General features: G+C 66.2%; 15 protein-coding genes. 4 read left to right on the forward strand and 11 right to left on the reverse strand.

Annotated elements, in window-relative coordinates:
• Positions 1–105: 105 nt before the first annotated feature.
• From ASD73_RS04715 to zwf, 5 genes are all read right to left on the reverse strand, one after another.
• On the reverse strand, positions 106–2,445 hold the full coding sequence (locus ASD73_RS04715; RefSeq protein WP_056368716.1) for a glycerol-3-phosphate 1-O-acyltransferase: 2,340 nt from the start codon (positions 2,443–2,445) through the stop codon (positions 106–108).
• A gap of 3 nt (positions 2,446–2,448) precedes the next feature.
• Positions 2,449–4,020: an HAD-IB family hydrolase gene (locus ASD73_RS04720; RefSeq protein ID WP_235534138.1), complete on the reverse strand. Its 1,572-nt coding sequence runs from the start codon at positions 4,018–4,020 to the stop codon at positions 2,449–2,451.
• A gap of 89 nt (positions 4,021–4,109) precedes the next feature.
• Entirely contained in the window at positions 4,110–4,733 is a 624-nt protein-coding gene (eda, locus tag ASD73_RS04725) for a bifunctional 4-hydroxy-2-oxoglutarate aldolase/2-dehydro-3-deoxy-phosphogluconate aldolase (RefSeq protein ID WP_082521356.1), read from the reverse strand.
• Between the two features lie 91 nt (positions 4,734–4,824).
• A complete protein-coding gene (gene edd, locus ASD73_RS04730) occupies positions 4,825–6,666 on the reverse strand; it encodes a phosphogluconate dehydratase (RefSeq protein WP_056368711.1) in 1,842 nt (613 codons plus the stop codon).
• Entirely contained in the window at positions 6,659–8,122 is a 1,464-nt protein-coding gene (zwf, locus tag ASD73_RS04735) for a glucose-6-phosphate dehydrogenase (RefSeq protein WP_082521357.1), read from the reverse strand. Before zwf ends, edd begins: the two co-directional genes overlap by 8 nt.
• 125 nt (positions 8,123–8,247) lie before the next feature.
• Between zwf and ASD73_RS04740 the strand changes: the two genes are divergently transcribed.
• Positions 8,248–9,798 carry a glycerol-3-phosphate dehydrogenase gene (locus tag ASD73_RS04740; RefSeq protein ID WP_056368709.1) on the forward strand — a complete coding sequence of 517 codons (1,551 nt, stop codon included), beginning with the start codon at positions 8,248–8,250 and terminating at the stop codon, positions 9,796–9,798.
• 9 nt (positions 9,799–9,807) lie between these two features.
• Here ASD73_RS04740 and ASD73_RS04745 read toward each other — a convergent pair whose 3' ends face one another.
• The 3 genes from ASD73_RS04745 to ASD73_RS04755 are packed head-to-tail and all read right to left on the reverse strand — an operon-like array spanning position 9,808 to position 12,720.
• Positions 9,808–10,467, reverse strand: coding sequence for an MOSC domain-containing protein (locus tag ASD73_RS04745; RefSeq protein WP_056368707.1), 660 nt, complete (start codon positions 10,465–10,467; stop codon positions 9,808–9,810).
• A gap of 40 nt (positions 10,468–10,507) precedes the next feature.
• Positions 10,508–11,671, reverse strand: a complete 1,164-nt coding sequence (locus ASD73_RS04750; RefSeq protein WP_056368706.1) for an MFS transporter — start codon at positions 11,669–11,671, stop codon at positions 10,508–10,510.
• Between the two features lie 14 nt (positions 11,672–11,685).
• Positions 11,686–12,720: an aldo/keto reductase gene (locus ASD73_RS04755; RefSeq protein WP_056368704.1), complete on the reverse strand. Its 1,035-nt coding sequence runs from the start codon at positions 12,718–12,720 to the stop codon at positions 11,686–11,688.
• Between the two features lie 89 nt (positions 12,721–12,809).
• Here ASD73_RS04755 and ASD73_RS04760 point away from each other — a divergent pair, with 89 nt between their 5' ends.
• The 3 genes from ASD73_RS04760 to mobA are packed head-to-tail and all read left to right on the forward strand — an operon-like array spanning position 12,810 to position 15,067.
• Positions 12,810–13,724, forward strand: a complete 915-nt coding sequence (locus ASD73_RS04760) for a LysR family transcriptional regulator (RefSeq protein ID WP_056368702.1) — start codon at positions 12,810–12,812, stop codon at positions 13,722–13,724.
• Between the two features lie 33 nt (positions 13,725–13,757).
• On the forward strand, positions 13,758–14,561 hold the full coding sequence (gene fdhD / locus ASD73_RS04765) for a formate dehydrogenase accessory sulfurtransferase FdhD (protein WP_056368700.1): 804 nt from the start codon (positions 13,758–13,760) through the stop codon (positions 14,559–14,561).
• Positions 14,558–15,067 carry a molybdenum cofactor guanylyltransferase gene (mobA, locus tag ASD73_RS04770; protein WP_056368698.1) on the forward strand — a complete coding sequence of 170 codons (510 nt, stop codon included), beginning with the start codon at positions 14,558–14,560 and terminating at the stop codon, positions 15,065–15,067. The genes fdhD and mobA overlap by 4 nt, the downstream gene beginning before the upstream one ends.
• Here the strand turns inward: mobA and ASD73_RS04775 are convergent.
• From ASD73_RS04775 to ASD73_RS04785, 3 genes are all read right to left on the reverse strand, one after another.
• Positions 15,062–15,694 (reverse strand): DUF1345 domain-containing protein, encoded by a 633-nt coding sequence (locus ASD73_RS04775; RefSeq protein WP_056368696.1) that lies wholly within the window; start codon positions 15,692–15,694, stop codon positions 15,062–15,064. The genes mobA and ASD73_RS04775 overlap by 6 nt on opposite strands.
• Before the next feature lie 8 nt (positions 15,695–15,702).
• Positions 15,703–17,976: an FdhF/YdeP family oxidoreductase gene (locus ASD73_RS04780; RefSeq protein ID WP_056368694.1), complete on the reverse strand. Its 2,274-nt coding sequence runs from the start codon at positions 17,974–17,976 to the stop codon at positions 15,703–15,705.
• Between the two features lie 81 nt (positions 17,977–18,057).
• A complete protein-coding gene (locus ASD73_RS04785; protein WP_235534141.1) occupies positions 18,058–19,137 on the reverse strand; it encodes an NAD(P)H-dependent flavin oxidoreductase in 1,080 nt (359 codons plus the stop codon).
• Positions 19,138–19,262: the final 125 nt, after the last annotated feature.

The following is a 19,262-nucleotide window of genomic DNA, read 5'->3' on the forward strand; positions in this document are numbered from 1 at the left end:
CCGTCATTGCGAGGAGCCGAAGGCGACGCGGCAATCCAAAGTAGGCGTAAACCGCTCTGGATTGCTTCGCTACGCTCGCAATGACGAAAATCGGATAACGCACGTTCATTCTCCGGCGCCCGGCAACCGATCGGCCAGCGCCACTGTCGACAGGCGCATCGTTTCCATGACGTTGGCCAACCCCCGCAGTTCCATCAGCAGCGCACGGCGCGCGGCGAGGTTCACCGGCGTCGCCTCCTCCGCGAGCCCCATATGGCGCATCAGCGAAAGGCCGTTGGCAAAGAGCAATTTCCCGATCGCCGCCTCGCTGCTGATCCGGCGAAGCAGATAGGCCTGCCGGCCTTCGACGAGCGCTGCGTCGAGCAGCGCCTTTTCATCGACGACATCACCGGGCTTGGCGCGCGCGAGCTGTTCGGCGACGACCGAATAGGCCTCGGCGAAGGGCAGCAATATCGCGTGGCCGACGACGGGTTGGCAGCGGCGGAGAAGCTGCGCGATACCGCGATCGCCGCTCGCGAGGCGGCGGTCCCATACGGGATCGATGCGTGTCAGCTCTGCCTCGATCGCGGCACGATGCTCGTCGCGTGGCGGATAGAAGAATTCGAATTTGAACAGGTCGCGCAGGCGATCGATCTTCGCCCAGAAGGCCGCGGTCGCATCGCCGCTGTCGCCATCGCGGAGTTCGAACAGCGCGAGCTCGATCATCGCGCGATCGAGGAAATGATGTGCGATGATGTTGCGGTAATAGCTCGCCATCGGATGTTTGGCGGGGTCGATCGAATAGACATTCTCGCTGCCCGCTTCGTAGCGCGTCAGCAGGCCGCTCTCGACGAGCGTGTCGACGGTCGCGGAGAGCGCGCTGTCGTCGCCGCTTTCGAGCTCGCTGCTGAGGCGGATGCAGCGCGCGCGCGCCCAGTTGGTCACTGCACCGATCGCGCCGAGCAGTTCGGCGGCAGTCGCGCCGCGCGGCGCCATGCCGAGCAGGATCAGGCACATCACCGAGGTGACCGTCAGCGGCGTGACGCGGTTCGCCTCGACCGCAACCGCAAAGGCGATCGTTTCGAGCGCGCGCTTGTCGTCGGGGCCTGGGGCCTCGTCGATCACGACGGGATTGCCGATGTCGAGCCGGATGCGGCCCGAGGGCTCCTTCAGGCTCTTCATATAGCCGAGAAACCACGACAGGCTCTCGGGCTTCTTGTTTCGCCCGGTCTGCTCGGCGGCATATTCCTCGACGTCGCGGATCAGGTCGAAGCTGGTGACGAAGGGCACGAAATGCACATCGCGCGTCCCGGTCGCGTGCGCCGCGTCGAGGACATATTTCATCAGGCCATATTTGGGGGGCATCAGCTTGCCGAGCCGCGAGCGCGTCCCTTCGAACGCCCACGACAGCGGGAAGCGCTTGGCGAGCAGCCAGGCGATATAGTGGCGCAGCACGAGCTTGTAGACCGGTTGGTCCTGGAAGCTCCGCCGAATGAAGATCATCCCCGAGCGGCGGAAAAATTCGCCCATCACCGCGAAGTCGAGATTGGCGCCGCCGAAGCTGTGCAGCATCGGCATGTCGTTTTCATAAGTGAGCCGGCTGGGCGTCGCGCCGTCGATATAGGTCTTGTGCGTGAAGAGGATCGCGGTCGGATGCTCACGCAGGATCGAACGCAGCCGTGCGAGTTCGGCGGCGTCGACCTCCATCTCGGGCGCGTAGCCGCCGAACATCATCCGATCGAGACGCGCGCGAAGATCGAGAAAAAGCGCCGAAGGCCGCGCGATGACCTCCTTCATCAACGGCCGCGCCTCGCGGAAAAGTTCGGCGACCGGGCGGCCCGTCGCCTCGGACAATTCGGCAAGCGCGGAGCGGAATTTGGGGCTGGTGCGCAGCCCGTCGGAGACGAAGCGCGGCACCTTGTAGCGCGTGCCGCGGATACCGCGTTCGGCGACGTCGAGGGCAAGCGAGGCCTGCCGCGCGACGAAGCCCGCGAATTCGGGGCTATCGGTTCCTTCGCCGTCGCCGCCGCCGGTCTGCTGGCAGAAACGGTCGCGGAGCGCGTCGAGCGTCGCCGCCTCGCCCACCAAAATCTGCGCGCGACGGCGGTCGCGAAGCAGGATCAGCCGCGAGCGGAGCGGCCCGGGATGCCGCGGATCACCGAAGATCAGGTGGCGGAATTTGAGCGCGCGGTCCTTGTCGAACCCCGGAATGCGCCACGCGACGCGCAGCGGCACGACCAGCCGCGACGGCGCGCCGCCAAGCCGCGCCTGCAGCACGTCTACGGGCAGCGCATGATCGCCATCCTCGATGTCGAGGCTGGCCCATGCCGGCTCGTCATCGCCGCTCGTCGAATGCATCCAGTCGAGCAACAAGCGCCGTTCGACCCCGTTGCGCGCGTCGATGATATAGAGCCGGTCGGCCGCCTGCTCCGTCACGATCGGGGTGCGGGGCGTTCCGTCGGCCACCGCTTAGCCGGTCTTTCCCTTGGCGGCCGCAGGCTTTTTGGCGGGGGCCTTTTTCTTTGCGGTGGGCTTTTTCGCGGCTGCCTTTTTCGGCTTGGCCTTTTCGGTCTTGGCTTCGGGCGGCGCGGCCCCGGGCGCGGGCTCTTTCGCCACCGATTCCGCGACGCTTTCCTCGGGCTGGCCGAGCGTGCGGAGGAACATGTTGCGGACGTCGCGGACATGCGTGTTGATCGTCCGCGGGCTCCATTTCGACGTGTCGACCGGCGGCAGCACGGTGACGCGCACCGTCGCGGGGCGCATCACGAACTCGTTCTTCGGCGCGACGTCCGTGGCATTATGAATCACGATCGGTACAATCGGCACCCCGGCCTGCATCGCGAGATGGAAGGCGCCCTTCTTGAACGGTTCGAGCTTCGGCGTCAGGCTGCGCGTGCCCTCGGGCGAGATGCAGATCGACTTGCCCTCGATCTTGATCGCGTCGACCAGCGGCTCCATGGCCTTGATCGCGCTCTTGCCGTCAGCGCGGTCGACGAAGACGGTGCCGCCCCATTCCATCAGCTTGCCGAGGATGGGGATGTCCTTGATCTCTTTCTTGCCCACCCCGCCCATGTCGCGGCGGATGAGCTTGGCGAGGATCATGACGTCCGCCTTGCTCTGGTGGTTGAAGATGAAGACGCACGGGCGCGAGGACCAGAGATGCTTCTCCTCCTCGACCTCCAGTTCGACGCCGGTGATCGCGGTCGCGAAATCGCCGAACAGCCCGATCGAGAAATTCGCCGCCTCGCGCTGCGAACGGGTGAGCGCCCAGATCGGCAGCCCCGCGGCGAAAGCACCGACGAGCGAGCCGGTGGCGTAGATGGTACGCGTATAATCGACCCAGCTCGGCGTCCCGCGGCTCGCAAAGCGCTGCACCGGCCAGCCATTTTCTTCGGCAATGGCCTTGAGTTTCAGATTGGGGTTGAGCGGGCGCGGTTTGCCCACGCGCTCCAAGAGTTCGATATCGTCGTCGCTGTCCGAATAGAAAAAGCTCTGGTCGAGATCGAGGCCATATTCGGCGGCAAGTTCCTCGGCCGCGAGCACCTTGCCTTCGCCGAAGCAGAGCGGGCGGATGATCTCCCCGGTGAAGACGCCATCCTCGATCTCATAGGCCGAGCATTTGATATCCTCGATGCCGAGGTCGCGCGCGGTCGGTTCGATCTGGTAGATCGTCGCCGAGGAGATAATCGCGACGCGGTGGCCCTTGGCCTGATGCGCCTCGATGATCGCGCGCGTCTCGGGATAGATCTTGCGCGCGATATGCTTCTTGTAGAGTTCCTCGCCGAACTCGATGAAGCTTTCCTCGTCGACGCCGCGCATGAATTTCGCGGCGCCCGACATCAGCCCCGAAAAACCGATCGTGCCGAGGCTGTGCTGCGCAACGACCTGCGCGGTCTCCGCAATCTCCTCGACCGACATTTCGCGGCGCTGGAATTTCTCGCGCAGCATCGCGGTCGCGGAATAGCCCGAGATGATCGTGCCGTCGAAATCGAACAGCGCGGCGATATGCGACCCCGGCTCCGACGCCAGAACTTCGTCCAAATGCGGTTGCGGCCTCGGCACGCCTGTCTCCCCACCAACGGCTATATTGCCGCCTTATCCCTGCACAGTGACAGGTAAAATGGGGTTAATCAATGGCGTGAAAGTGCGGCGGCCTCGCGCGCCAACGTCTCGATTTTTGCAGGGTCGAGCGTCCCCGAGGGGACGACCCAGCTGCCGCCGACGCACAGCACCGCTTCAAGCGCGAGCCAGTCGGGCGCGGTCGCGAGGCTGATGCCGCCGGTCGGACAGAAGCGCGCCTGACCGAAGGGGCCTGCGAGCGCCTTCAGCGCCGGGATGCCGCCGCTGGTCGCCGCGGGGAAGAATTTGAAGCGGTCGAGACCGAGATCCATGCCGCGCATGATGTCGCCAGCGTTGGCGGTGCCGGGGAGGAAGGGAATGCCGCTAGCGACCGCGGCCTTGCCTAGATTGTCGGTCAGGCCGGGCGAGACGATGAATTCAGCGCCCGCGGCGATCGCGCCCTTGAGCATTGCGGGGTCGAGCACCGTGCCCGCGCCGACGACCGCACCCTTGACGCTTTTCATCGCGGCGATCGCGTCGAGCGCGGCGGGGGTGCGCAAGGTGACTTCCAGCACGGTCAGCCCGCCCGCGACGAGCGCCTCGGCCATCGGCACCGCGTCCTCGACGCGGTCGATGACGATCACCGGGATGACGGGCGCGAGGCGCATGATCTGGTCGATGCTTTTGTCGGTCATTTCAATTCCTTCGTCGCCCCCGCGAAGGCGGGGGCCGCTATCAGTGTTGCGCATGGTTGCCAGCGGCCCCCGCCTTCGCGGGGGCGACGAGCTAGATTACCGTTTCCATCGCCGCGAGGATCGCCGACCCACCCTTTTCGGCTTCGTCGGCATGGTGGCGGAACAAGGCGAACAGCTCGCGGCCAACGCCGACAGCGGGCGGCGGCGGGACCGCGGCGGTGCGTGCGGACCAAATGGCGGGATCGACGAGCGCGAGCACCTCCCCCTTGCGCGCACAGACGCGGACAATGTCGCCGTCGACGAGAAAGGCGAGCGGGCCGCTCACCCCATCCGTGCCCGGCAAGGCTTCGGGCGAGAGGTGGATGACCGCGGGAACCTTGCCGCTCGCGCCCGACATGCGGCCATCGGTGAGCAGCGCAACGCGGAAACCCTTGTCCTGCAGCACGCCGAGCGCCGGCGTCAGCTTGTGGAGTTCGGGCATCCCGTTGGCACGCGGCCCCTGGAAGCGCACAACGACGACGACATCGCGTTCGAGCTCGCCCGCCTTGAATGCGGTCAGCACCTGGTTCTGGTCGTCGAAGATCCGGCACGGCGCCTCGATCGTCCAGCGATCCTCGACAACCGCGCTGGTCTTGATGATCGCGCGGCCGAGATTGCCCGCGAGCAGGCGCATCCCGCCGTCAGGCGAGAAAGGCGCAGCGACGGGGCGCAGCATCGTGTCGTCACGGCTTGTCGTGGGTGCTGCCTGCCAGTGAAGTTCGTCGTCGACCAGCACCGGCTCCGACGCATAATCGGCCATCGTCCCGCCGACGGTGAGCACATCGCCGTGGAGCAAGCCTGCCCCCAGCAATTCGCGCACGACATAGCCGATCCCGCCCGCCGCATGGAAATTGTTCACGTCGCCCGCGCCGTTCGGATAGACGCGCGCGAGCAGCGGCACCGCGTGACTCAGCTCGTCGAAATCCTGCCAGTCGATGATGATCCCCGCCGCGCGCGCGATCGCGGGCAGATGGATCGCGTGATTCGTCGATCCGCCGGTCGCGAGCAGGCCGATCGCGGCGTTGACGATCGCCTTCTCGTCCACGCAGCGCGACAGCGGACGGTAATCGTCGCCGTCCCAGCCGATCTCTGCCACGCGGTGTGTCGCGGTGCGCGTCAGTTCCTGACGCAGCTTGGTGCCGGGGTTCGTGAAGGCGCTGCCGGGGACGTGCAGCCCCATCAGTTCCATCATCATCTGGTTCGAATTCGCGGTGCCATAGAAGGTGCAAGTGCCCGCGCCATGATAGCTCGCGGCCTCGGCCTCGAGCAGCTGATCGCGGGTCGCCTTGCCCTCAGCATAAAGCTGGCGGACGCGCTGCTTTTCCTTGTTCGCAAGGCCCGACGGCATCGGGCCCGCGGGGATCAGGATCTGCGGCAGATGGCCGAAACGCAGCGCGCCGATCAGCAGGCCCGGGACGATCTTGTCGCAGATGCCAAGCAGCAGCGCGCTCTCGAACATTGCGTGGCTCAATGCGATCACCGTGCCCTGCGCGATATTGTCGCGGCTGAACAGCGACAGGTCCATGCCCGCCTGCCCCTGCGTCACGCCGTCGCACATCGCGGGGACGCCGCCCGCGACCTGCGCGGTGGCGCCGACTTCGCGCGCGAAGAGTTTGATCTGTTCGGGGTAGCGGCCGTACGGCTGATGCGCCGAGAGCATGTCGTTATAGCTGGTGACGATGCCGATGTTCATCTCGGCGCCCGACCGGATCGCGGGCTTGTCCTCGCCCGACGCGGCAAAGCCATGCGCAAGATTGCCGCACGACAGGTTGCCGCGATTGGTGCCCGCCTCGCGCTGGCGATCCATCAGGCCGAGATAGGCCGCACGGCGCGGCGCGCTGCGCTCGATGATGCGGTCGGTAACCTTAGCGATTACGGGGTTCAGATCAGTCATGCCAGCTCGCTCCGTCGCGTTCGATGAGCGCGATTGCGCTCGACGGGCCCCAGCTTCCCGCGGTGTAATTCTGCGGCGCCATATCGACCTCGGCCCAGGCGTCGCGGATCGAGTCGATCCACTGCCACTGCGCCTCGACCTCGTCGCGGCGCACGAACAAGGTCTGGTCGCCCTCGATGAAATCGAGCAGCAGGCGCTCGTAGGCGATGCGTCGCCGCTCGCCCGCGAAGCTGTGCGAGAGCGAGACGTCCATCGTCACCTCTTTCAGCTTCACGCCGTCGCGGTCGAGCCCGGGCTGCTTCGCCATCACCTTGACCCGGATATTCTCTTCGGGCTGCAGGTTGATGATCATGCTGTTCGCATCGAGCTTGCCCGCGCCAACGCGCGCGAAGATATTGTGCGGCACCGGCTTGAACTGGATCAGCACCTCCGACTTGCGCTGCGGCATCCGCTTGCCGGTACGCAGATAAAAGGGCACGCCCTTCCAGCGCCAATTGTCGATATAGGCCTTCAGCGCCACGAAGGTTTCGGTGTTCGACGGATTGCCGAGTTCGTCGGCGTAACCCGCAACGGCACCGCCGTTAACCGCGCCGCTGGTATATTGCCCTTTGACGCTGTGCGCCTTCACGTCGGCCGCCGTCATCTTGCGCAAGCTGCGCAGCAGCTTGACCTTCTCGTCGCGCACCGCGGTCGACGACACGCTCGACGGCGGCTCCATCGCGATGATCGCGAGCAGCTGAAGCATATGGTTCTGGACCATGTCCTTCAGCGCGCCGACGCCGTCATAATAGGACACGCGGCCCTCGAGGCCGACGGTTTCGGCGACGGTGATCTGGACATGGTCGATCGCCTGCGCGTTCCACAGCGGTTCGAACAACATATTGGCAAATCGCAGCGCGAGCAGGTTCTGCACCGTTTCCTTGCCGAGATAATGGTCGATGCGGAAGACGCGGTCCTCGGCAAAGGCATCGCCGACCTGCGCATTGACGTCGCGCGACGAGGTGAGGTCGTGACCGATCGGCTTTTCCATCGCAATGCGGCACTCGGCGCAGGCGATGCCCGCTGCATTTAGGCCCTGCGCGATCGGCCCGAACATCGACGGCGGGGTCGAGAGATAGACGCCGATCGGGCGGGCCATGCGGCCAGCGAGCAGCGCCGCGAGTTCGTCATAACCCGTGCCCGCGCCGGCATCGATCGCGCAATAGTCGATCCGCGCGAGGAAGGCCGCGACGCCCGCCTCTTCGACGCGGTCGGCGGGCAGATGCTCGGTCAGCGCATCGCGGACTTGCTGTTGGAACGCCGCGCGGTCCATCTTCGACCGCCCCGATCCGATGATCGTCAGCGCGTCGGCGAGCAGCCCGTCGAGGTGAAGATTGTAGAGCGAGGGAAAGAGCATGCGCTGCGCGAGGTCGCCCGTCGCGCCGAACAGCACCAATGTTTCGACTTTCACGCTCACATTCGTCCCCTAGATATATCGCCCGAGAATTGGCGGATGCGCCGCCCGAATGCAACGCGCATACGTAGGCCGCATACGATGTCTTCACTTGGCAAATCCGACAACGCTGCCATAGGGATTTCATCATGCCTGACAGCGCCATACCCTATGATGTCATCGTCGTCGGCGGCGGCGTCAACGGTGCCGGCGTGGCGCGTGACGCCGCGGGGCGCGGGGCGCGCGTGCTGCTGCTCGAAGCGGGCGATCTCGCGCAGGGCACGTCGTCGAAATCGACCAAGCTGATCCACGGCGGGCTGCGTTACCTCGAACATTATGAATTCCGGCTCGTCCGCGAGGCGCTGAAGGAACGCGAGATACTGTGGGGCATCGCGCCGCACATCATCCGCCCGCTGCGCTTTGTCCTGCCGCACCGGCCGGGGCTGCGGCCGCGCTGGCTGCTGCGGCTCGGGCTCTTCCTCTACGATCATATTGGCGGCCGCAAGAAGCTGCCCGCGACGCGCTCGGTCGACCTGCGCCGCCACGCTGCGGGCGGGCCGCTGCAACCGCAATATGTTCACGGCTTCGAATATTCGGACGGCTGGGCCGACGATGCGCGGCTGGTCGCGCTCAACGCGCGCGATGCGGCTGACCGCGGAGCGCGCGTTCGCACGCGGACGCGCGCCGAAATGCTGCGCTGCGAGGATGGCCTGTGGGTCGTCGATGCACGCGACGATCAGGGGCATCAGTATCGCTTCTCCGGCCGGAGCGTCGTGAATGCGGCGGGGCCCGCGGTGCTCGACCTGCTCAAACGCGCCGACGCCGAACCCGACCATCAGATGCGGTTGGTGCGCGGCTCGCATATCGTCGTGCGCAAGCTGTTCGAGCATGACTATGCCTATTTCTTCCAGCTTCCCGACGGGCGCATCTTCTTCGCCATTCCCTATGAGCGCGATTTCACGCTGATCGGAACGACCGATCAGGATCATGACGGACCGGCGAGCGAAGCCACAGCAAGCGACGAGGAAATCGCGTATCTGTGCGAAGGCGCGAGCCTTTATTTCCGCGAGCCGATCACGCCCGCCGACGTCGTCTGGACCTATTCGGGCGTGCGGCCGCTGATCGAGGACGGTTCGGGCCGACCCGAAGCCGCGACGCGCGGATACCGCATCGACCTCGACAGGGCCGAGGGCGCGCCGCTGCTCACCATCTATGGCGGCAAGATCACAAGCTACCGCCATGTCGCCGAGGCCGCCGTCGATGAGCTTGTCCATCATGTTCCGGCGCTGTCGGCCAAGCACTGGACCGCAAAGGCGCCGCTCCCCGGCGGCAACTTCCCGACGAACGGCGTGGCGGCGCTCAAGGCTGAATATAGGCTTTCCTATCCCTTCCTGACGGCGGCGACGGTCGACCGCATCGCCCGCGCCTATGGCACCGATGCGCAGGCGTGGCTCGGGCAGGCCGACGGTTGGGACGCACTCGGCGGCGAGATCGCGCATGGGCTGAGCGTGGCGGAACTGCGCTGGATGGCGATGCGCGAATGGGCGCGCACCACCGACGATGTCCTTTGGCGGCGCAGCAAGCTAGGGCTGCATTTCACACCCGCGGAAACCGAGCGTCTCGCGGGTCCTGTCGAACGCCTCGCTGCTGAAGCGCGGCAGTCCGACGTCGAATTTTTCGACGACGAACGAACCCGCTAGATCCTGACCCTAATCCGCGCCGAACTGCTCGGCGAGCTTGGCGCGCCTTACCTTCCACGTTTCGGCGAGCACGGGCACGTCGCGGAGCGCGCGCAGGTCCGCCGGGCGATCCTTCGCCTCGCCGCCGATCAGCAAGGCGAACAGCGATGCCAGCGGCCAGTCGGGATAGCGCCGCTCGACAAGCTCCAATGCATCGCCCGCACGCACCTGACCGGGTTCGACCACACGGTAATACCAGCCCGTCCGCCGCGTCTTGACCACCTGCGCCATCACGCCCTTGGTTCCAAAGCGATGATCGAGTTTCCAGCACGGCTGGCGCGCCTGCGTCACTTCGACGAGCGCGGAGCCGAGGCGGAAGCGGTCGCCGAGGAAGACATTCTGCTCGTCGAGGCCCGCGGTCGAGATATTCTCGCCGAACGCGCCCGGTGCATCGAGCAGCGGCGCATCGCCCAGATACCCTCGCCACCAGTCATAATGATCGGCGGGATAATGATGGATCGCCTTGTCGATGCCGCCATGCACCGTACGGTCGGCCTGCTCGTCGCCCGCGAGGCCCATCGCACCGACGGCGACTACATCCGCCACCGGCAGCTTGCCGATGGCGCTGGGTTCGTCGCCCCGAAAGGGCTGTGACTTGCCAAGGAGGACAGCGAGAATCGGTGTTTCCATGCCGTCGATTGCATAGACCCCGCCGCCGAAATGGCAATCGTCAGACCTGCGCGAGCGCGGGGACAGCGCGTTGCCGCGATGCCAGCACGATCACGAGACCCGCAACCGCCATCACCGCGCCCGCGATCGACACCGCGGGAAAACCGAGGCCGAGGCCGATCACCCCGCCGCCGACCGCAGCACCGATGGCATTACCAAGGTTGAACGCGCCGATATTGACCGCCGAGGCGAGATTGGGCGCATCGGACGCCGCCTCCATCACGCGCATCTGGAGCGGCGGGACGATGGCGAAGGTCGCGACGCCCCACAGGAAGATCGTGACGGCCGCCGCGATGGGCGAATACATCGTCACCGCGAACAGGAGCAGCATCGCCGCGAGCCCGCTGAGCGAGACGATCAGCGTGCGGTCGATCGAGCGGTCGGCATACACCCCGCCGAGCCAGTTGCCTGCGGTGAGGCCGAGGCCGTAGATCACCAGCATCGCGGTCACGAACAGGGTCCCTGCCCCCGTCGCTTCGGTCAGGATCGGGGCGATATAGGTGAAGACGGTGAACATCGCGGCCGAACCGATCGCGGTGAGCGCCAATGCGACGAGCACCTCGCGGCGCTTCAGCACGCCCAGTTCGGCGAGCATGTTGCCGCCCTCGGCGCGCGGGATGTCGGGAAGCGCAAAGCGAAGCGCGAACATCGTGATCAGGCCCCATATCGCAATCGCGCCGAACGCGGTACGCCAGCCGAAGGTCTCGCCGACCCATGGCGCGAGCGGCACGCCGATGACATTGGCGAGCGTCAGCCCCATGAACATTGCCGCGACCGCGCTCGCTCGCTTTTCGGGCGCGACGAGGCTCGCAGCGACGACCGAGCCGACGCCGAAGAAGGCGCCGTGGTTCAAGGAGGTGATCACGCGCGCGACCATCAACGTCGTGTAATCGCCCGCGACGGCGGAGAGGAAATTGCCGAGCGTGAAGATCGCCATCAGGCCGATCAGCAAGGTCCGCCGGTTCATCCGCGCGGTGGTAAGTGTCATCAGCGGCGCGCCGATCAGCACGCCGAGCGCGTAGGCCGAGACGAGCAGCCCGGCGGCGGGGATCGACACGCCCAGCCCTTCGGCCATGTCGGGGAGTAGCCCCATCGGGGCGAATTCGGTGATGCCGATGCCGAAGGCACCCGTCGCAAGCGCGAGGAGGGGAAAGTTGATCTTCATGGGAGAGAATCCTGTCAGACGAGCGGCGGGTTCAGCCGGGCGAAACCCGCCTGCTGCCGATATGGCGTGTGCGGATAGGGCGGCAGCACGTCGCTCGCGGCGTCGAGCGCGGCGATCTGTTCGGCGGTGAGCGCCCAGCCGACGGCGCCAAGATTCTGGCGCAGCTGTTCCTCGTTGCGCGCGCCGATGATCACCGATGACACGGTCGGGCGCCGGAGCAGCCAGTTGATCGCAATCTGCGGCACAGTCTTGCCGGTTTCGGCTGCGATCATTTCGAGCGCGTCAACGACGCGATAGAGCAACTCATCGGTCACCGGCGGGGCGAACTGTTCGGTTTCGTGCAGGCGGCTGCCCGCGGGAACGGGGCGGTCGCGTCCGATCTTGCCGGTCAGGCGGCCCCAGCCGAGCGGGCTCCACACCAGCGCGCCGACGCCCTGATCGGCGGCGAGCGGCATCAGGTCGGCCTCATAAGCGCGGCCGATCAGCGAATAATAGACCTGGTGCGCGACGAAGCGCGGCGTGCCGAGACGGTCAGCGGCGGCCTGCGCCTTCATGAGCTGCCAGCCCGGATAGTTGGAGACGCCGGCGTAACGGAGCTTGCCCGCGGCGATCAGCGTAGCGAGCGTGTCCATCAGTTCTTCAACCGGGGTCGAGGCGTCGAAGGCGTGAAGTTGCAAGAGGTCGATATGGTCGGTGCCAAGCCGCCGCAGCGCATCCTCGACCGCGCGGACCAACCGGCTGCGCGAGGCGCCCCAGTCCTGTGGGCCATCGCCCATCGGCAGCCCGGTTTTAGTCGAGATCAGCACCGCATCGCGGCGCCCCTTGATCGCTTCGCCCAATATCTCCTCGGACGCGCCGTTCGAATAGACGTCGGCGGTATCGAACAACGTCACCCCGGCGTCGAGACTGATGTTGATCAGCCGCCGCGCCTCGGTCGCGTCGCTCGTGCCCCATGCGCTGAACAGCGGTCCCTGCCCGCCAAACGTCCCGGTGCCGAAGCTCAAGGCCGGAACACGAAGGCCCGACGATCCCAACTGGCGATATTCCATGATCCTGCCCTTTCATTTGCGATGTTGAGGCATAGATGGACGCGCAAGCCCGCACGCAGTAGCGTCCCCAAAAGCGAAGGATTTTTGATATGAACGCAAAGATCGCCGAAACGAGCGACCGGGCGCGCGCGATGGAAGTCTTTACCGTCGCGGTCGCCGAGGGCAGTTTTTCCGCCGCCGGCCGCTGCCTGGGGCTCACCCCGTCGGCGGTTAGCCGCACGATCGACCGTATCGAAGCGCGGCTGGGCGTCCGCCTGTTGCTGCGCTCGACCCGCGCGCTCGCGCTCACTGCCGAAGGCGAGGCCTATCTGCGCGCCGCGCGGCGCATTCTCGCCGATCTGGACGATGCCGAACAGGCGATCGCCGATCAGGGCGCGCCGCGCGGGCGGCTGCGCGTCAGCGCGGCGCAGGCGCACGGGCGGCTCAGCATCGTGCCTTTGCTTGGCGACTTCGTCCGCCTGCATCCGCATATCCTTGTCGACATCAGCCTCGCCGACCGGCTCGTCGACCTCGCCACGGGCCAGGCCGATGTGGCTATCCGCTTTGGCCCGCTCGCCGACAGCCTGCTTACCGCGCGCAAGCTCGGCGAAAGCCGCCGCGTCATCATTGCTTCACCCGCCTATCTGGCAGCGCATGGCACACCGCTCGTGCCCGAAGATCTGCACGGGCATAATTGCCTGAACTTCAACTTCCGCCGCGCCGAACCGACCTGGCCGTTTCGCGACGGCGACCGTGAATTCGCCCTTTCGGTGCAAGGCAATATCGAAGCGAACAATGGCGAGACGCTTGGACAGCTTGCCGCCGCGGGCGTCGGCATCGCACGTGTCGGTGCATTCAGCATCGCCGACCAGATCGCGAGCGGCGCGCTCGTCCCGATACTGGAGGACTATAATCCGGGCGATGTCGAGGCGATCCACGCGGTGTTTGCCGGCGGCGCGAACACCCCGGCGCGGGTGCGCGTGTTTGTCGATTTCCTTGCCGAACGGCTCGGCCGTGCCGGTTGAGACAGGCGAGCGCGGATGCGGTACGGTGCGAACATGAACCAAGAGATGATCGACCTTCCGGTCCGGCGACTGGGCCTCGCCGAGCCCGGCGATGCAGCGCTGACCCGTAGCATTGCCATCGAGGCGCCGGTTTCGATCGAGGTCGGCGGCATCGGCTATGCGGTGATGATGGCGACCCCGGCCGATCTCGATGACTATGCCGTCGGCTTTGCGCTCGGCGAGGGGCTGGTCGAAACTGCCGATCAGATCGGGCGGATCGACGCGCACCCGATCGAAGGCGGCTGGGCGGTACGCATCTGGTTACCGCCCGAGCGCAACGCGATCGCGCTCGAACGCGCGCGCAAGCGCGTCAGCGAAAGCAGCTGCGGCCTCTGCGGGATCGAGAATATCGAGCAGGTGCTGCGGCCGCTGTCGCCCGTGACCGCGCGCATCACAACCGACCGCGCCGCCATCGCGGCGGCGCTCGCGGCGCTGCACGATCATCAGCCGCTCGGTCGGGCGACGGGCGCAGTCCACGCCGCCGCCTTCTGCTCGCCCGCGGGCGAGATCCTGCTCGCACGCGAGGATGTCGGACGGCACAATGCGCTCGACAAGCTGATCGGCGCCTTGGCGCGCGCGGGTATCGATCCCTCCTCCGGCTTCATTCTGCTGTCGGCGCGGTGCAGCTATGAGCTGGTCGAAAAGACGGTTCGCGCAGGCTGCCCGATGCTCGTCACCATCTCGGCACCGACCAGCCTTGCGGCCGAACGCGCGGTGCAGGCGGGGCTGACGCTCGTGACGCTGGCGCGGGCCGATTCGGCGCTGGTCGTCAGCGATCCGCACGGGATGATCGCGTGAGGACGCTCGGCGCGGTTCTCGCGGGCGGGCGGTCGAGCCGCTTCGGGTCGGACAAGGCGCTCGCGATGCTGGATGGGCGGACCTTGCTCGACCATGCGCTGGCGGCGCTGCGCCCGCATTGCGATGCCGTGGTCGTTGTCGGTCGGGACGAAGTCGCCGACTGGCCGCGCCTCGACATGGGCCCGCTCGGCGGCATGGCGGGGGCCTTTATCCATGCTGCGGATCAGGGCTTCGATCGGGTGCTGACGGCGCCGGTCGATTGCGTGCGCCTGCCCGACGATCTTCGCGCGCTTCTAGAACCGGCGCCGGCCTTTCTCGAGACACAGCCGGTGATCGGTCTCTGGCCGGTTGCCTCGATCGACGACCTGCGGGCCATCCTGGAGGACGGACGCGACCTTGCGGTCCGGGCCTATGCCCGCCGGATCGGCGCGCGGGCGGTCTCCAGCGATTTCGTGCCGCCGAACATCAATAGCACCGTCGACCTCGATCGGCTGGCGGGGTCATGATCCACCAATAGCGTTTACCGTGAACGCCAAAATGCCCATGTTGAAGATAAACGCCGCCATGCAGTGGCCGAGCACGACGCGCCGCATATGCGCGCCCGATATCGTGACGTCCGACGTCTGGAAGGTCATGCCGAGGGTGAAGGCAAAATAGAGGAAGTCCCAGTAACCGGGTTCATGCACCCCCGGCACCTCGATCCCCGCGCGGTCGCGTCCGTCCTTCTGCAGATAATAGAGATGCGCATAGTGGAGCGTGAAGACGATGTTCGCGAAGAGCCACGCGAGCGCGAGCGTCGCGATGATCAGTATGACGTCGCAGCGGCCCAGCTTGCCCGGGCTCGCGATCAGCGTCCCCACGGCGAACAGGATGACGAGCGACAGCAGCACGGTGATGGCGAGCAGGCCGACGCGGTTCGCGTCGTTGAATTCGGCGCGGCGGCGCATCTGGTCGGCGTCGGCACGCAGCAGCGGCATCACCGTGCAAAGAAAGACGAAGGCTGCGACGTCGAAGCCGATCAGGAACGCGGCGCGCGGGTCGATATGCGATGCCAGCGCCGCTCCCATCGCGGCGGCCAGCACGAACGCAAAGATAAGGAAACGAACGGGCGCGATATGTTTGCCGACGGCCATCGGCGGCGTCAGTCCGCGGCCCGGACGACGCGCACCGGGATCGACTTGGCGGCAGGACAGCCGCTTGTCCTGTCGTAATGGGCCAGCGGCAGCAGCGGGTTGAGCTCGGGATAATAGCCCGCGACCGAGCCGCGCGACATCGGATAGTCGAGGATCGTCAGCCCCTCTACCCGACGCACGATGCCGTCGGCGCTGATCGTTTCGAGCGCGACCTTCGTTCCCGCCTCCAGCCCGCGCGCCGCGATATCGTCGGCGTTCATGAACAGGACCATGCGGTCGTTATACACGCCGCGATAGCGGTCGTTGTAGCTGTAGATCGTCGTGTTGAACTGGTCGTGCGAGCGGACGGTCGCAAGCCGCAGCATGTCGGGATCGGCAACCGGCGCGTTGACCGCTAGCCCCGGCAGGATCAGGAAATTGGCCTTGCCGTTCGGCGTCGCCCACACGCGGCGGCGCGGCGGAATGTCGAGGTGAAAGCCCATCGGCGCCTTGATGCGCTCCGAAAAATCGCTGTATATTTCGGGATATACCGCGGCGATCTTGTCGCGGATGAGGTCATAATCGTCGATATAGCTGGCCCAATCGACCTTGCTGTCGGGCAATGTCGCCATCGCCATGCGGCAGACGATCTCGGTCTCGGACATCAGATGCTCGCTCGCGGGTTCGAGCACGCCGCGCGACGCGGTGACGTTCGACATCGAATCCTCGATCGTGACGAACTGCTCGCCCGCCGCGGTTTCGATGCGTTCGGAACGCGCGACGACGGGCAGGATCAGCGCGTCGCGGCCATGAACGAGATGCCCGCGATTGAGCTTGGTCGCGATCCCGACGGTCAGGTCGAGTTTGCGCATCGCTTCGTAGGAGCGATCGGTATCGGGCACCGCGCGAACGAAATTGCCGCCGAGGCCGATGAACACCTTCGCGGTGCCCGCCATCATCGCCTCGACCGATTCGATGCTGTGATGGCCGTCCGCGCGCGGAGGTTCGAAGCCGAAGACATCGCGAACCTTGTCGAGATAGGCCGGACTCGGTTTCTCGTCGATCCCGACGGTGCGGTCGCCCTGCACGTTCGAATGGCCGCGGATCGGCGAGATGCCCGCCCCTGGCTTGCCGTAATTGCCCTTGAGCAACAGGATATTCGCGATCTGCTGGACCAGCTGCGACCCCTGCTGATGCTGGGTCACACCCATGCCGTAACAGATGATCGTCGCCTTCGATCGGATATAGATTTCAGCGCAGCGACGGATCTGCGCCTCGTCGATCCCCGCCGCGGCAACGAGGTCGGGCCAGTGCTGCGCCTCGATATCGGCCTTCAGTTCGGCGAAACCCGACGTATGCTCGGCAATGAAGGCGTGATCGAGTACGATCTCGCCCGCCGCCTCGCGTTCGAACATGGCCTTCATCATGCCCTTTAAGAGCGCGAGGTCGCCGCCGATCCTGATATGCACGAACTCGCTGGTGACTTCGGTCGAACCGAAAGTCGCCATCTGGACGATGTCCTGCGGCTCGGTGAAGCGAACCAATGCGCGTTCGGGCATCGGGTTGACCGCGACGATCGGCACCCCGCGCTTGCGCGCCTCGACCAGCGGCGTCATCATTCGCGGCGCGTTGGTGCCGGCATTATGCCCGATCAGGAAGATCGCCTCGGCGTGCTCGAAATCGTCGAGGATCACCGTGCCCTTGCCGACCCCGATCGAATGCGGCAGCCCGCGGCTCGTCGGTTCGTGGCACATGTTCGAACAGTCGGGGAAATTATTGGTGCCAAATTCGCGCACGAAGATCGAATAGAGGAACGCCGTCTCGTTCGCGGTGCGGCCCGAGGTGTAGAATTCGGCCTCGTGCGGGCTGGCAAGCGCGCGGAGGTGCGCGCCGATCAGCGCGAAGGCGTCGTCCCAGCTCACCGGCACATAATGATCGGTCACGGCGTCATAACGCATCGGCTCGGTCAGCCGCCCCTGCATCTCCAGCCAATAATCCGACTGTTCAATCAGGCGGGTCACGCTGTGCTGCGCAAAAAATTCGCGCGTCACGCGGAACTTCGTCGCCTCGTGCGCGAGCGCCTTCGCGCCATTTTCGCAAAATTCGAGCTTCTTGGTGCAACTGGCGTCGGGAAAGGCGCAGCTCGGGCATTTGAAGCCGCCCGGCTGGTTCATCGACAGCAACGCACGCGATCCCTTGGTAACGACGCTTTGCTCGAGCAGCACCTTCGCGGTCGCGGCGGCCGCGCCCCAGCCGCCGGCGGGGCTGTTGTAGGATTTGTACCGGGGTCTATCGTCAGCCATCGCCGCCCGATTAAAGCATAGCGACCCCGGCATATCCATCGCTCTTTGCATGCGCCCGTCGCCGTTTCCATTGCGCCAAAGTCATCCGTCGTCCCGCTCCAGTGCGGACGACAATTCGGCGGCCAGCGCCGCGACGAGATCGGCCGCCGCCATGGCGCGGGCGAACGGCGCGCCCTGCCCGGCCCATTGCGCGCCATATCCATATTCGCCGCGCGCCCTGGCGGCGGCGTTCAGCGCTTTGCCGAGATCGTAGGCAATCGGATAGGCCGGAATGGCGGCGGGGACGATGTCGGCATCGAGCGCGGCGAAATTGTTCGCCAATATCCGCGCCGGCCGTCCCGATACCGCGCGCACCATCGCCGTTCGATGGGCCGCATCGCTGGCGAGCGCCGCGCGGTATCCCGCATCGGCGAGGCTCTCGTCGCTGGCAAGAAAGGCGGTGCCGAGCTGTGCCGCCGCGGCACCGAGCCGCAGCGCCGCCGCGACACCCGCGCCGTCCATGATGCCGCCTGCCGCGATCACCGGCAGGTCGACCGCGCCAACGAGCTGGCGAACCAGCGCGGCCGTACCGAGCCGATCGTCGGGCGCGTCGGGGTCGAAGGCACTGCGATGCCCACCCGCCTCCCATCCCTGCGCAACCACCGCGTCGACTCCGGCAGCCGCGACGGCCCGGGCCTCGGCGAGATTTGTCGCCGAGGCGAACAGGACGATACCGGCATCACGCAGCGCACCGATCGCCTCCGCCGGCGGCAGGCCGAAATGGAAGCTCACAACCGCGGGCCGTTCGGCAACGAGCATTCGCAGCATCGCGTCGTCGGTGACGAAGCTCTGGTAGATTTCGGAAAGATGGTCGGGCGGCGCGGCGCCATATTCGCCGAACAGGTCGCGGAAGCGATCGATCCACGCGCGTTCGACGCTGCCATTTGCGACCGCCGGGCGATGGCAGAAGAGATTGACGTTGAAAGGCCGCCGGGTCCGCTCACGGACCGAGGCGATCATCGCCAGCGCCCCGCCCGCGTCGGTCGCGCCGACGGCGATCGAACCGAGTGCGCCGGCTTCGCTAACCGCGGCGGCCATGGCGGGCGATGAGACACCCGCCATCGGCGCCTGGATGATCGGCAATTCGATGCCAAGCAGCTGGCGTAGAAGGCGGTTGGTCATCATCGTCTCCGAGGTTGAGCATATCTGATCGGCCGCGCCGGCAGGGTGAGCATATCGTGCGGCGCCGGCGGGACCGCCCTCGTCGAGTGCCGCGCAGGCCCTTCAGCCTGGGTCGGCGATAGCCG

Source organism: Sphingopyxis sp. Root154, assembly GCF_001427105.1.
GTDB lineage: Bacteria > Pseudomonadota > Alphaproteobacteria > Sphingomonadales > Sphingomonadaceae > Sphingopyxis.